Raw genomic sequence first — 14,065 nt, 5'->3', positions numbered from 1 at the left:
AGGAGGTGCTTTTATGAGGAAAAAGCATTCACTGCTTGCGTATTTATGCATCGGGATTGGAATTTTTCTATTACTTCGAGAACTCCGTATTCCATTCTTTGTTGACTTTTATTCATGGCAATCCTTATTAATCGTGATTGGTCTTGGAATTATTATTCATAGCTATACAACAAAAACATATCAAAATTTATTTATCGGTACAGCCTTGTTTGGCATCGGTATTCATCTGCATGGAATAAAACATTATTCCTTTTGGGTAGATGATTGGTCTGTTTACCTTATTATAGTCGGACTTTCCTTCATTATTCGTTATACAAAAACAAAGAAAGGATTTTTCTCAGGGCTCGTTTTCATTTTATTAGGGATGCTATTTCTCTTTTCGGAACAACTTTCTATTTATACGGACTGGTTAGCGCCGATCGTCGTATTCTTTGAACGTTTTTGGCCTATTCTCCTCATCCTCTTAGGTATTATTATACTTAAACGCAAATAAGGATACAGTTGGAAGCGAAACTTCCAACCGTATCCTTATTTTTATATCTTCTACATGAAAGACTTAATTGCTCCCCAAACAGCATCTTTACCTTCTGATGTTTCTGCGGAAAAAGGAATAAAAATATCGTCCGGATCCATTTCCAGAACTTTTTTCGAGCGTTTAATATGCTTAGGCTGTTTTGTTTTTGGAATTTTATCCAGTTTTGTACCAATGACAATAACAGGGAGCTCAAAATACTTCAGATAATCATACATCTGAATGTCATCATCTGTTGGCTCATGCCGTAAATCTGTAATCAAAATGACAGCCCGGAGTGTTTCTCTATTCTTGAAATACTCTTCCATCATGCCGCCCCATTTTGCGCGTTCCTTCTTAGACACTTGTGCATAGCCGTATCCTGGAACGTCCACAAAATAAATAGACTCATTGATTAAGTAAAAATTCAGCGTTTGTGTTTTGCCTGGTTTGGAAGAAGTTCTAGCAAGGTTCTTCCGATTAATCAGTCGATTAATTAAGGATGACTTTCCAACATTAGACCGTCCCGCGAGCGCAAACTCAGGGTACTGCTCTGTTGGATATTGCTTCTCACTAACAGCGCTGATAACAATTTCTGCTTGATTAACCTTCATACTGTTCATCCTCCTTCACTAATGCGATTTCTAATACTTCATCTAAATGTCTTACTGGTATAAATCGAAGCCCTTCTCGAACACTTTCTGGAATGCTTTCTATATCCTTTTCATTTTCCTCAGGTAAAATAATCGTTGTTAATCCTGCTCGATGTGCACTTAATGCTTTTTCTTTTAATCCACCAATTGGCAAGACACGGCCTCGAAGCGTAATCTCACCAGTCATCCCTACTTCTCTCTTAATAGCGCGTCCAGATAAGGAAGATACTAATGCTGTCGCAATGGTAATTCCGGCGGAGGGACCATCTTTTGGAGTCGCACCAGCAGGTACATGAATATGAATGTCATACTTTTCATAAAAGTCTATTTCAATATTTAACTGCTCTGCGCGTGATCGTACATAGCTAAAGGCGGCCTGTGCAGACTCTTGCATCACATCGCCAAGCTGACCAGTAAGCTTTAAATTACCTTTCCCAGGATAATGACTCACTTCGATGGATAAGATATCACCGCCAGCTGCTGTATAGGCAAGACCTGTTGCAGCACCAATTTGATTTTCTTTTTCCATCAGTCCATATCGATATGCTGGTTTTCCTAAGTATTGTTCTACAATACGATCCGTAATAACAATGCGCTCTTTGCTTTCATCAGAAACCAATTCCTTCGCTGCTTTACGGCAAAGTGTAGCAATTTGTCTCTCCAATCCGCGAACACCAGCTTCTCGTGTATATGTCCGGATTAATTTCATGATAGCAGACTCCCGTATCTGTAAGTTACGCTTCGTTAATCCATTTTCTTTAATTTGTTTCGGCAACAAATGTTTTTTTACAATATAAAGCTTTTCAACCTCGGTATAGCCAGGTATAGAAATTAACTCCATACGATCTAGCAGAGGCTCGGGAATACTATTTACGTTATTTGCTGTAGCGATGAACAAAACATTGGATAAATCATAAGTTTCTTCAATGTAATGATCACTGAAATTATGATTCTGTTCTGGATCCAAAACCTCTAGCATTGCTGAAGAGGGATCGCCGCGAAAATCATTTGACATTTTTTCAATCTCATCTAATAAAAACACCGGATTAATGGTTTCTGCCCGGCGCATTCCCTGCATGATTCTCCCTGGCATTGCCCCAATATACGTGCGCCGATGGCCGCGAATTTCCGCTTCATCCCGAATACCACCTAAAGAAATACGTACAAAATTTCGATCAATTGCATTAGCGATAGACCTTGCTAATGAGGTCTTCCCAACTCCTGGAGGCCCAACTAAACAAAGAATCGGTCCTTTTATCGTATTGGTAAGCTTTTGAACTGCTAAATATTCTAATATGCGTTCCTTCACCTTGTCCAAACCATAGTGATCTGCGTTTAATACTTTTTCTGCTTTCTTCATTTGAATATTGTCTTTCGTTTTTGTTTGCCAAGGAAGAGCTACAAGCCATTCGATATAATTTCGGATAACAGAACTCTCTGCAGATGACTGCGGCACCTTCTCATACCGGTTTAGCTCTTTCATCGCAACCTTTGTAATTCTTTCCGGCATATCTGATTGCTCAATCTTTGTTCGGAGCTGTTCCAAATCACTTGATCTGCCATCACGTTCTCCCAGCTCTTTTTGTATAACTTTTAATTGTTCCCTTAAATAATATTCTTTTTGTGTTTTTTCCATGGAAGTTTTAATTTTCTGTCCGATTTTCTTCTCAATGGATAAAATCTTTCTCTCATCTGCAATAATTTGTAATAGCTTATGTATTCTTTGCGTTACGTCAAAACATTCTAAGATTTCCTGTTTATCCTGTATTCTTAGAGAAAGATGGGACGTAATCATATCCGCTAAACGAGCTGGATTATCAATATCACCAACTGTTTCAAACGTCTCTTGTGTTAATTTCCGGGAAACTTTAATGTATTGTTGAAACTGTTCAAGCAAAGTACGCATTAAAGCTCGCGTCTCATATGCATCACCAACGATATCTTCCTTTTCCTCTATCTCAACAATAAAGTTTTCCTCTTCTTCTATATAACGAATAACCTCTGCTCGATAATGTCCTTCTACCAATACCCGTTGTGTCCCATTTGGAAGCTTCGTAATTTGTTTAATCTCAGCAACCGTTCCAATACTGTATATGTCATCAGAACCGGGATCATCTGAATTCATTTTCTTTTGTGATGCTAAGAATATGTATTGATCAGCTAACATTGCTTGTTCTAAAGAAGTAATAGATTTATCTCTGCCAACATCAAGATGTAATACCATCGATGGAAATACTAATAAACCTCGTAAAGGCAAAAGTGGCATCTTTAAATAGTTTGCTGTCATACATTCACCCCCTATTAATTATTTATTTTTCTCGCTGTAAGGCTCTTACTCAGTGTAAAAAATTTTTCTCTAATTGTAAATACCGTCATACCTTCTTTTAGTATAAACAGTTATACAGGTATCTATGATTATTACACTTATTTAACCATAAGGAAAGTTTTATGTAAAAAACAAAGAATGCAGTTTCTTTTTAGAACCTGCATTCTTCACATTCATGCTTATGCACTTTCTTTTGGAAATGTCTCGTTTCCGTATTGAATGGTTCCATCTTGGAAAATGAGTTTTGGACTGCCATCTTCTTGTATGACTGTGTCCTTCGTAATCACGCATTTTTCTACATCTTCTCTCGAAGGCAGATCAAACATAACGTCTACAATAATTCCTTCTATGATAGAACGCAACCCACGTGCACCTGTTTTTCGCTCAATTGCCTTCTTCGCAATTTCTTCCAGTGCTTCTGGCTCAAATTCAAGCTCCACGTTATCAATTTCAAATAATTTTTGATATTGTTTAACAAGTGCATTTTTTGGTTTAGTTAAAATCTGAATAAGCGCATCTTCATCAAGTGGTGTTAGACTGCCAATTACCGGAATACGACCGATAAATTCTGGAATGAGTCCATACCGTAATAAATCTTCTGGAAGAACTTTAGATAGCAACTGTGCTGTATCTAATTCTTCTTGCTCTTCATTTGCACCAAAACCGATAACTTTTTTACCAATACGGCGTTTAATCACTTGGTCAATACCATCAAAAGCACCGCCGACAATAAATAAAATATTTGTTGTATCGATTTGAATAAATTCTTGATGTGGATGCTTTCTTCCACCTTGAGGAGGTACACTTGCTACTGTCCCTTCAAGAATTTTTAAGAGGGCCTGCTGTACACCTTCCCCTGAAACATCTCGTGTAATAGATGGATTTTCAGATTTTCTGGCCACTTTGTCAATCTCATCAATATAGATAATTCCTTTTTCGGCTTTTTCTACATCATAATCCGCAGCTTGGATTAGTTTGAGAAGAATGTTTTCCACGTCTTCCCCTACATATCCTGCTTCGGTTAGTGATGTCGCATCTGCCATTGCAAATGGAACATTAATAATTCTTGCTAATGTTTGAGCTAAAAGCGTTTTACCGCTACCAGTCGGCCCAATCATCGCAATATTACTTTTAGAAATTTCTACATCGCTATTATTCAAGCTTGAATTAACACGTTTATAGTGATTGTAAACCGCAACAGAGAGGTTTCTTTTTGCTTTATCTTGCCCAATTACGTAGTCATCAAGGATATCACAAATTTCTTTAGGCTTTGGAATTTCATTCATTTCCATGCCTTCTTCTGTACCAATTTCTTCCTCAACAATCTCTGTACATAATTCAATACATTCATCACATATATAAACGCCTGGACCAGCTACTAACTTTCGAACTTGTTCCTGGCTTTTGCCACAAAAAGAACATTTTAATTGTCCTTTTTCTTCATTAAATTTAAACATTACTTTCCGCCGCCTTCCTCAACAATTTCTGAGCCTTTCGCAACACATTCATTACATATATAAACGCCTGGACCGGCTACTAACTTCAGCACGTCTTCTTCTTTCTTCCCGCAAAAAGAACATTTTAATTGTCGCTCTTCCTTATTCGATCTCGTCATTCCCATTCACCCCTATATGCGCAATTACAGATCAGCAGTTAGCTTTATAATTCATCATATCAGATACAAATAGAAATACAAAACAATATACTTCTCGTATCCTTAATGAGATTGTTCACGCACTTAAAGGCAATTGTATGATAAGTCTGTCATTACAGTATGAATCATTTCATTTAAATGTCAACTATTTGCAATTCTATCTATTATATTATGCATGATAACGCAGGGAAAATGCGACTTTTGACAAAAGATTTGTTTTTTCGACCCTATCCTAATTAACAGGAAAGACAAGGCACGTTTTGGAGCGCACCTTGTCTTATTTATCCTTTTTTACTTGTTTAATTGTTTATTTCGTTTTGCTGTTGTCAGCTAAGAAATCAATTGCCGCACGCATTTTTAAGTCATTTTCTAATGTTTCTGTTGAACCGCCAAGCATTTGAACAAGCTGCTCTTTTTCAATACCGTACATAGAACCCATTTTTTCAAGCTCTGCATCGATATCTTCTTCAGATGGTTTAAGTCCTTCAGCTTCTGCGATAGCTTCTAAAGTAAGATTTGTTTTTACACGTTTTTCAGCATCGGCACGCATTTGTTCTTTAAGCGCATCCTCATCTTGTCCTGAGAATTGGCTGTACATTTCCAAAGTCATGCCTTGCATTTGAAGTTGTTGCTCAAATTCGCGAACCATTTGGTTAACTTCTGTATCAACCATTGCTTCAGGAATTTCTACTTCGATGTTATCTGATGCTTGTTGAAGCAATGCTTCACGTTTTTCATTTTCAGCTTGCTGTTTCTTATTTGTTTCAAGCTCTTCACGTTTCTTTGTTTTTAATTCATCAAGTGTTTCTACATTTTCATCCACATCTTTTGCAAATTCATCATCAAGCTCTGGTAATTCTTTTGCTTTTACCTCATGAATTTTCACTTGGAACACAGCTTCTTGACCAGCTAAGTCTTCGGCATGATATTCTTCAGGGAAAGTTACCTTAACTTCTGTTTCATCACCAGCTTTTTTGCCGATTAATTGTTCTTCAAAGCCAGGGATAAATTGGCCTGAACCAATTTCAAGTGAATGATTCTCCCCTTTTCCGCCTTCAAATGCTTCGCCGTCTTTGAAACCTTCAAAGTCAATTACTGCTGTATCGCCTTCTACAATTTCACTGTCTTCTTTTACAACTAATTCTGCATGGCGTTCGCGAAGATTTTCAATTTCTTGCTCTACATCTTCATCTGTCACTTCCACAGATTGTTCTTCTACTTCTAATCCTTTGTATTCACCAAGTTTCACTTCTGGTTTCACTTCTACTTCTGCAGTGAAAACAAGAGGTTGTCCTTTTTCAATTTGGTCAATATCAATAGACGGTTGTGCAATCGGGAAAATATCAGCTTCATCAACTGCTTTAGAATAAGCACTTGGAAGTACAATATCTACTGCATCTTGATATAGAGATTCTACACCAAAGCGCTTTTCAAAAAGACCGCGGGGAATTTTCCCTTTACGGAACCCAGGAATTTGTACGTCCTTTGATACTTTTTTAAATGCTTGGTCTAACGCTTGATTAAAGTCTTCAGCAGATACTTCAAACGTTAATACTCCTTTATTACCTTCTTGTTTTTCCCATTTCGTTGTCATATTATTATTCCCTCCAAAATCAAATCTATCATTGCATTTCATTATTCATTTGATCAATAGTTTTTTCCAAATTTACAACCACCTCATTATAACATATATCTTATGGGTTTCAAGCATTTTACTACTCTTCAATAATACTTAAATAAAGGGAGTTGCAAATTTTTATCTTTTCCATCCACGTTTCAACGGATTCATCCAGCTCCTCGAATGTGGTATCCATTTGTAAATAATCGTTCCCGAGTAAATAAATCGCCTCTGCCAAAGAAGAAATATCACTTTTTAGAGGTGTGAATGGATAGGTTACATAAAAATAGCGATACACAAGCTGTTGGAGCAGCTTGAGCAAAGTAGGATTAGATTCTACACGATTTTCTAAGTATTCCATCAAGACTATATAACTTTTCTCCTTGGAGATTTGAGATAAATCAGCCGGCTGAATCATCCTGCTTGAATCAAACTTATGTATATGGATTGTTTTTTTTACATTAGATTCTCTTAACCATTCTAATATACCAGTTTTAATCACTGGATGAACTTGATGGCCTTCAAGCAGCTGGATAACTTCTTCTTTCGGATCCGCATGTATTAATCGGAGCTGCTCAATAAGGCTCCACTGTTTCAGATAATCTTCTTCTTTCACCGCTTGTTTGAGTTCTTCTATATAACCGATGGCATTATCTTCATCAATTCCGATTTTTAAATTAGCGCTCATTTCATACAATTGCTGAAATGGCTCTTGAAGCATCTCCGGTATATTGTTGTTGTCAAACTCTATCTCTAGCAAATCCATCAAATGCTGATACTGACTTGTTTGAAAAAGTATCGTTAAATAAATATGTAGGTAGTGATGATAATGCGTATCTTTATTGGCCAATAATTCTTCACTAAGTTGTTCAGCTTCCTTATAGTTTCCTAATTCCATTAAACACATTAATTTTCCAATATATATTTCGTAACCACCTGCATGATAATCAATCAGACAATTTAATTTCTCTAATGCTTCATTGTATTTCTTTTCCCTTAAAGCATGTAATCCTTCTTCTTCTAGCTGCTTTTTCGTATTTGGAAATAAAATTACTTTCGTACTCTCTTTCATTTGTTCACCTCTATTCTATTACAAAAAAACCATCAAAACTTGTTATACCCTATTCAGCATAATTTAAACCATTTAGGACTATTTTTATTATATGTTACCTTTAAAAGCTGAAAGGGTCTATACTAATTTGAATAAAATATAAAAAAAACAAAAAGCTCAATCTCTTATATAGGAGATTGAGCTTTTATGAAGTTACGTCCCAGGCAGGATTCGAACCTGCGACCCACAGCTTAGAAGGCTGTTGCTCTATCCTGCTGAGCTACTGGGACATTATGGAGCGGGTGAAGGGAATCGAACCCTCGTCATCAGCTTGGAAGGCTGAGGTTTTACCATTAAACTACACCCGCAATCACTGCATTTCTTATGTATCGCGTTATGTGAATCTTTTTTAACGGACAAGTAATATTATATGAGGGATAGAAGGTTTTGTCAACAGATTTTCAAATATTTTTTTCACATCTATCAAAAAGTCTTACAAAACCTTGTTTAACAGGGAAACACGCCCCCTATTTTCTCTATGAGAGAGAAGAAAAAAGCAGCTCCTACTCTTCATTTCTACTAAAAGTAATATGAGCTGCTTTTTGAACGTCCTCTTATAGAGATACTTGATAACTCATACCTTCCACCTTTCCGCTATCTAAGGTATAAAAATCTACTTGTACTTGATTAGAACTTTCCCAGCTTAAAATAGCGTACGTTTTCTCAACACGGTTTCTAGGCATACGAATACTGCCCGGGTTGATAAATAATTGATTACCAATTTTTTCAGCACCGGCAATATGTGTGTGTCCAAAGCAGACGATATTTGCTTCTTGTTCTTCCGCTGCATAAGATAGATTTGTTAAATTCCCTTTAACTTGATGGAGGTGACCATGTGTCACAAAGAAACGAAGGCCGTTTAGATCCAGCACTTCTTCATCTGGATAACGTGTGTCGAAATCACAATTACCGCTCACTTTATAATAAGCACTTAACTCCGCTGCATCAAATTCCAGCTCAGAATCACCGCAATGAATATATAAATCCACATCATGCTTTTCTTTCATCGCATCAAGTTCTTTTGTAAGACCATGGCTATCACTTGTAATTAGAACACTTGTCATCATACCCCTCCTCAATATAATTCCTCATCATGTGTGTTCAAAAAGCCCCCGTCAAAAAAAACTTGCCATTACAGAAACCCCACATATCAGCCAGGCGCTTTTTGAACACCTTCCTATAACAAATGTATTCTTTTTTCCAATTGTTTCATCGCCTGTTTTCGGTGACTTATTTCATTTTTTTCGGATGGACTAAGCTCGGCCATTGTTTTCGAATAGCCTTCTGGTACAAAAATAGGATCATAACCAAAACCGTTTTCTCCTGTTTGCTCCTTCTGGATATGTCCTTCGCAGTAGCCCTTTACAAAAACCGTTTCCTCGCCGGGACGGGCAATAGCTAGAACGCAAATAAAACGGGCAGCACGATCTTCGTCTGGAATATCTTTCATTTCTTCAAGAACTTTATCGATATTCGCTTGATCATTTGTCGGTTCTCCAGCATATCGTGCGGAATAAAGACCTGGTCTTCCATCTAGTCCATCAATAATCAGTCCCGAATCATCTGCAAGTACTGGCTGATGAAAACGATTTGAAATTTGCTCTGCTTTTAAAGCTGCATTTTCTTCAAATGTTTCTCCTGTTTCTTCAATATCAGGAATTTCCTCTTCCAAATCAAGTAAAGAAATAACTTCAATTTGGTGATCTGCAAAGAAAGATCTAAATTCCTTTACTTTTCCTTTATTTTTTGTCGCAATGATAATCTTCTTCATGGTAAATCCCCCAATGAAATTAATCTTGACTTACCAGGTCTGCGATAGCGCCAAGCGTTTCTTTCTGTTGGTCAATTAATTCATTAATCCCTTGTTCTCCCAGAGCGAGCAAAGCTTGTAATTGCGCAGAACTAAAAGTAGCTTCTTCTCCAGTTCCTTGCAGCTCTACAAATTCACCTTTTCCGGTCATAACAATATTCATGTCCACATCTGCAGCGCTGTCTTCTTTATAATTCAAGTCAAGTACTTCTTGTCCGTCCGGCAATACACCAACAGAAATAGCTGCCAAGAAATCTGTTACAGGAAGCTTGGCAAGTACTTTATTTTCAACAAGCTGATGTAAGGCAATTACCATAGCTACATAAGCCCCAGTAATCGAAGCCGTCCTTGTTCCGCCATCTGCTTGGATAACATCACAGTCAATCCAAATTGTACGCTCACCAATTTTTGAAAGGTCAACAACAGAACGTAAGGCACGTCCAATCAGGCGCTGAATTTCCATCGTTCTTCCACTTACTTTCCCTTTAGAAGACTCACGAATATTACGCTGTTCTGTTGCACGCGGCAACATCGCATATTCTGCTGTAATCCATCCCTTACCTTGCCCTCTCATAAAGGGTGGTACTCTATCTTCAATACTTGCGTTACAAATAACTTTGGTTTCCCCCATTTCGATTAATACAGACCCTTCTGGATGTGTAATATAACCTGTCGTTATTTGAATCGGTCGCAATTCATTTTTTTGTCTATTATCATGTCTTCCCATTTGTCTTCCTCCTTATTTCACATTACATAGCTTATCATATTTTCAGGAAAAGAAACATGCGAATAATGGAAAATACCTAGAAAACCAACACACATTGCGTTCTTGATAATATGTCAATCTAAAATGAAAAAGAAGCTTCTAAAGAGCAGAATACCCCTCTCTAGAAACTTCCTATTATCTTGTTTTCTCCCTATAATTCTTCGCTTGGCGTATATAATTCTGCAGACACTGGTTCAGAATAAGGCTCCCCATTTTCATTAAATACTTCATCCACATTCTCAACTTGAACATTAACCGAATCTACATTTGGCTGCTCTGTTAAAGTTCTCACCATTGTCTCCATCACTTCATCTGCAATAATTTGCTGCTCTTTATTCATCAAGATTCCATCATTAAATGTCAAATGAAGGACACCTTCCTCTATCACCGGTTCGCTTGTTAAAGCCGCTTCTGGCTGGAATACGTTAACAACATTATTCTCATAACCCGGACCATCCACCAGCTCCTCTACCACACTTGTTATATCATTTTCATCCTTCATCTCTACATATTGCGTGATTGGTACATAGTAGCGATTATTTTCTTTTTCTACTGGATAGAACATGGTTACAGGTCGGCTATCCAGATAATCTAACGTATCATTATGTGTCAGATTAATGCCATTTGCCCGTGTATACCCGTCATTTATCGGTGTGCCGTTTACAGGCATTTCTTTCAGGTCAGCCCCCTCTACTCTGAGCTTGACTTTATGGACGTTATCGAATTGAGTAAGCGTATGCGTAATCGCCTCTAACATAGGTACCTCGGATGATGCTTCATACTCTGAAAATTCCTTAGATAAATCAACGACAATTGTACCATCTTCCTGAAGATTAACACCAAGTACTTCTGTATCTTCCGGAAGCACAGCCTGGAAACCATTTGGCAGCATCGGCGTGATTGGTCCGCCTTTAACCATATATTCAAGGACCTGCTGTGCCACTTGATTTGCTTCAGGAACTGGAAGCTCAACAATTTGAGAAGCGACCATGCCATTAGAATCAATTAAATACAATTCCCTCGAAACCGTATCTGCTGCTTCCTCTGCTTCATCAGGAGTAGCTGCACCTTCCTCTCCATCCACTGTTTCTTCACTATTTACCGCTTCTGCATTTTGTGGAGGATCGACCTCTTTTGATGATTGCTCTCCCTTAAAACATCCCGCCAGCAAGACTAATATACCAAAAGCTCCTATTAATTGGATTATCTTTTTATTCATGCAACTACCTCCCAAGATGGTTTGTACTATTAATCATACGAGCTCACCTTTTGAAATAGACCATGAATTCCATTGTTTACAAACAAAAATTTATACAATAAGAATAGAACGAACAATATGTAAAATTTTGCGGCCACCATTGCTTCCTCCATTGCTCAGAACGTTTTTTATATAATAAAAACTCCTATTTCACAAAATCAGTTCTCATTTGTAAAATAAGAGTTTTATCCGCAATGATTATGTAAGATCAGCATGCTTAATCGTAAGCATTTCAAAATTACTATCCCTAAATATTTTCTGCGTGATTTCAATAAATTTTTCTAGATCTCCTGTAGTATAAAATTGATGAGGAGGAATAGAGTCATTATAATTAAAATTTTGATGAATATCTAATGTTGTGCTCGTTTCTCTAGCTGTCTCTTCACTCGAAGATATAACAGTAATTTTTTCACCCATTACTTCTTGAATCGTTTTTTTCAATAATGGGTAATGCGTACAACCTAGAATCAACGTATCCATTGCATCATGTTCTAGTAGCGGTGTTAACGCAGTTTCCACTACCTGCCTCGCTTCTGGCCCATCCAGTATACCTTTTTCCACCATGGGAGCAAGCGATGGACAAGCTAAGGAAATGACCTCAATATCAGGTTTAATTTTCCGAAGTGCATGTCTATATGCTCCACTGCGAATCGTACCCTCTGTTCCAATAATGCCCACATGGTTATTTTCTGTTGATTTAATCGCAGCCCTCGCACCAGGCTTAATGACACCTATTACAGGAATATCCAATTTTTCTTTTAAATCTTTTATTGTGAATGCAGTTGCCGTATTACAAGCAATAACAAGCATTTTTATATTCTTTTTAAGTAAAAAACGCACCATTTCCCATGTATATTGTTTTACCTCTTCTTCCGTTCTGGGACCATAAGGACATCTTGCTGTGTCACCTACGTAAATAAGCGGTTCTTTAGGAAGCTGTCTCATTAATTCATGAACCACCGTTAACCCGCCCACACCTGAATCAATTACACCAATTGCTTGTTCCAAAATACTCTCTCCCTTTTTTCTACTCTACTTTTCATTTACTTTCTTCATTTCGTCATGAAGAAGGCTCAACAATTCATTTAATGTTTCTTTTTGTTCATCCGAGAATCCAGACATTACATCTTGCAGGTATTCTTGCCGTTTTTGAATGACTTCTTCAATGATATGCTTACCTTTTTCTAACAGATGAATTTGTACGACACGCCGATCTTTCGTACCACGAATCCGTTCAACCAATTCATTTTTCTCCAATCGATCGACTAAATCTGTGGTGGTGCTAAATGCATGACTAATACGATTAGACAGTTCTCCAACTGTCAAATCCCCTTCTTCCAACAGCCATTGTAGAGCGATAAACTGAGGTAAAGTAATCGGATAATGATGCAATATTTTTCTACCGTTTTGTTTAATCATTCCAGAAATATATCTTAACTTTTTCTCCATTTTATTCACTGCTTCTATTTCTTGCTTCTTTTCCAAACTGGTACCTCCTAAATCTACAGTCCACTCCATGTATTTACATATGATTTACCGCAACCCAAGTATTTTTCGCCGCAGGTAAGTTCATCGTATCCCACAATAAAACCTCATTTTATAGCATTTATTAAGTCACTGAACATATTGTAATACATAGTAAACTAAAAATCGATTCTTGAAAACTTTTTTAAAGGAAAACCTGTAAACCTCTTTAAATTATGTTCAAAAAGCTGATAAAAAGAACCTAGTGCGGCGTCCTGAGACTGCGGTCATCAATATTGTCGAGGTAATAAAACTGATTACGTAGTAAATTAAAATAAATGGAGAGCTAGCGGCAGTTTTGGCGGGACAAACCTCGTAAGTCTCTTTGGAAAAGAAAGCTAACTAGCTCCTCGTAGGCCGAGGTGTTAGCTGCGTTATCCACACGGTTTTGACATTCTAAGTTGAAGTTTCTTTTTCGGTTGGGTCAAATTTATTGGGTTTTTTAAACATCCTCTTAAAATGTACGCACTCTTTTGTTTCAGCCTTCATAAGCTATATCGACTAAATAATTTCCCTTCATGACGCAGTTCTATAAAGCAAGGAGGGGGTAACATTTGAAGGATAATGGGTACAAACCGAAGCAGCTATTAACCAAACGCGAGAAAGAAGTGTTTGAACTACTGGTACAAGACAAAACAACAAAAGAGATTGCCCAAGAACTTTTCATCTCAGAAAAAACTGTGAGAAATCATATTTCAAACGCGATGCAAAAATTAGGGGTAAAGGGCCGATCACAGGCTGTTGTCGAATTACTTCGTATGGGTGAGTTAAAACTGTAAGAGTGTGAAAAGACGAATACAGATAAGCGAAACATTGTTCAAAATCAAAAATACA

At 37.3% G+C, this 14,065-nt stretch carries 13 protein-coding genes, 2 tRNA genes and 1 pseudogene; 2 read left to right on the top strand and 14 right to left on the bottom strand.

Features of this window, described 5'->3' with window-relative positions; translation table 11 throughout:
* The first annotated feature begins 13 nt into the window (after positions 1-13).
* On the top strand, positions 14-493 hold the full coding sequence (locus KI343_RS01745) for a LiaI-LiaF-like domain-containing protein (protein ID WP_212924702.1): 480 nt from the start codon (positions 14-16) through the stop codon (positions 491-493).
* A gap of 50 nt (positions 494-543) precedes the next feature.
* Here KI343_RS01745 and yihA read toward each other — a convergent pair whose 3' ends face one another.
* The 14 genes and pseudogenes from yihA to KI343_RS01675 form a co-directional block, all read right to left on the bottom strand.
* Positions 544-1,125 carry a ribosome biogenesis GTP-binding protein YihA/YsxC gene (gene yihA, locus KI343_RS01740; RefSeq protein ID WP_212924701.1) on the bottom strand — a complete coding sequence of 194 codons (582 nt, stop codon included), beginning with the start codon at positions 1,123-1,125 and terminating at the stop codon, positions 544-546.
* Positions 1,115-3,451 carry an endopeptidase La gene (gene lon / locus KI343_RS01735; protein WP_212924700.1) on the bottom strand — a complete coding sequence of 779 codons (2,337 nt, stop codon included), beginning with the start codon at positions 3,449-3,451 and terminating at the stop codon, positions 1,115-1,117. The genes yihA and lon overlap by 11 nt, the downstream gene beginning before the upstream one ends.
* Positions 3,452-3,669: 218 nt before the next feature.
* Positions 3,670-4,947, bottom strand: coding sequence for an ATP-dependent protease ATP-binding subunit ClpX (gene clpX, locus KI343_RS01730; RefSeq protein WP_212924699.1), 1,278 nt, complete (start codon positions 4,945-4,947; stop codon positions 3,670-3,672).
* Positions 4,948-4,961: 14 nt separating this feature from the next.
* Positions 4,962-5,105: pseudogene (locus tag KI343_RS01725) on the bottom strand (ClpX C4-type zinc finger protein); the annotation flags it as partial.
* A gap of 346 nt (positions 5,106-5,451) precedes the next feature.
* Positions 5,452-6,738 carry a trigger factor gene (tig, locus tag KI343_RS01720; protein WP_212924697.1) on the bottom strand — a complete coding sequence of 429 codons (1,287 nt, stop codon included), beginning with the start codon at positions 6,736-6,738 and terminating at the stop codon, positions 5,452-5,454.
* A 121-nt stretch (positions 6,739-6,859) separates the two neighbouring features.
* Positions 6,860-7,834, bottom strand: coding sequence for a tetratricopeptide repeat protein (locus KI343_RS01715; protein WP_212924696.1), 975 nt, complete (start codon positions 7,832-7,834; stop codon positions 6,860-6,862).
* A gap of 195 nt (positions 7,835-8,029) precedes the next feature.
* Positions 8,030-8,103, bottom strand: a tRNA-Arg gene (locus tag KI343_RS01710).
* Positions 8,104-8,107: 4 nt separating this feature from the next.
* Positions 8,108-8,181: transfer RNA gene (locus KI343_RS01705), tRNA-Gly, on the bottom strand.
* 246 nt (positions 8,182-8,427) lie between these two features.
* Positions 8,428-8,937, bottom strand: coding sequence for a metallophosphoesterase (locus KI343_RS01700; RefSeq protein WP_212924695.1), 510 nt, complete (start codon positions 8,935-8,937; stop codon positions 8,428-8,430).
* 113 nt (positions 8,938-9,050) lie between these two features.
* Positions 9,051-9,644: an XTP/dITP diphosphatase gene (locus tag KI343_RS01695; protein WP_212924694.1), complete on the bottom strand. Its 594-nt coding sequence runs from the start codon at positions 9,642-9,644 to the stop codon at positions 9,051-9,053.
* Between the two features lie 19 nt (positions 9,645-9,663).
* Entirely contained in the window at positions 9,664-10,410 is a 747-nt protein-coding gene (rph, locus tag KI343_RS01690; RefSeq protein WP_212924693.1) for a ribonuclease PH, read from the bottom strand.
* A 190-nt stretch (positions 10,411-10,600) separates the two neighbouring features.
* Complete coding sequence (locus tag KI343_RS01685) at positions 10,601-11,668, bottom strand: GerMN domain-containing protein (protein WP_212924692.1); 1,068 nt, start codon at positions 11,666-11,668, stop codon at positions 10,601-10,603.
* Between the two features lie 237 nt (positions 11,669-11,905).
* Positions 11,906-12,715: a glutamate racemase gene (gene racE, locus KI343_RS01680; protein ID WP_212924691.1), complete on the bottom strand. Its 810-nt coding sequence runs from the start codon at positions 12,713-12,715 to the stop codon at positions 11,906-11,908.
* 24 nt (positions 12,716-12,739) lie between these two features.
* Positions 12,740-13,156, bottom strand: coding sequence for a MarR family winged helix-turn-helix transcriptional regulator (locus tag KI343_RS01675; RefSeq protein ID WP_374705405.1), 417 nt, complete (start codon positions 13,154-13,156; stop codon positions 12,740-12,742).
* 629 nt (positions 13,157-13,785) lie between these two features.
* On the opposite strand from KI343_RS01675, the gene KI343_RS01670 reads away from it, so the two are divergent.
* A complete protein-coding gene (locus KI343_RS01670; protein WP_040981732.1) occupies positions 13,786-14,010 on the top strand; it encodes a helix-turn-helix domain-containing protein in 225 nt (74 codons plus the stop codon).
* Positions 14,011-14,065 lie beyond the last annotated feature (55 nt).

The organism is Oceanobacillus sp. J11TS1 (genome assembly GCF_018333215.1).
Taxonomy (GTDB): Bacteria; Bacillota; Bacilli; order Bacillales; family Amphibacillaceae; genus Oceanobacillus.
Note: the sequence above shows the minus strand (reverse complement) of the source record. Positions and strands in the feature narration are given on the sequence as shown.

Excerpts from the sequence above, each read along its gene's own strand:
- KI343_RS01715 (WP_212924696.1), bottom strand. The coding sequence starts at position 7,834 with ATGAAAGAGAGTACGAAAGTAATTTTATTTCCAAATACGAAAAAGCAG.
- tig (WP_212924697.1), bottom strand. The coding sequence starts at position 6,738 with ATGACAACGAAATGGGAAAAACAAGAAGGTAATAAAGGAGTATTAACG.
- KI343_RS01745 (WP_212924702.1), top strand. The coding sequence starts at position 14 with ATGAGGAAAAAGCATTCACTGCTTGCGTATTTATGCATCGGGATTGGA.
- KI343_RS01695 (WP_212924694.1), bottom strand. The coding sequence starts at position 9,644 with ATGAAGAAGATTATCATTGCGACAAAAAATAAAGGAAAAGTAAAGGAA.
- yihA (WP_212924701.1), bottom strand. The coding sequence starts at position 1,125 with ATGAAGGTTAATCAAGCAGAAATTGTTATCAGCGCTGTTAGTGAGAAG.
- KI343_RS01700 (WP_212924695.1), bottom strand. The coding sequence starts at position 8,937 with ATGACAAGTGTTCTAATTACAAGTGATAGCCATGGTCTTACAAAAGAA.
- clpX (WP_212924699.1), bottom strand. The coding sequence starts at position 4,947 with ATGTTTAAATTTAATGAAGAAAAAGGACAATTAAAATGTTCTTTTTGT.
- rph (WP_212924693.1), bottom strand. The coding sequence starts at position 10,410 with ATGGGAAGACATGATAATAGACAAAAAAATGAATTGCGACCGATTCAA.
- KI343_RS01675 (WP_374705405.1), bottom strand. The coding sequence starts at position 13,156 with ATGGAGAAAAAGTTAAGATATATTTCTGGAATGATTAAACAAAACGGT.
- KI343_RS01685 (WP_212924692.1), bottom strand. The coding sequence starts at position 11,668 with ATGAATAAAAAGATAATCCAATTAATAGGAGCTTTTGGTATATTAGTC.
- lon (WP_212924700.1), bottom strand. The coding sequence starts at position 3,451 with ATGACAGCAAACTATTTAAAGATGCCACTTTTGCCTTTACGAGGTTTA.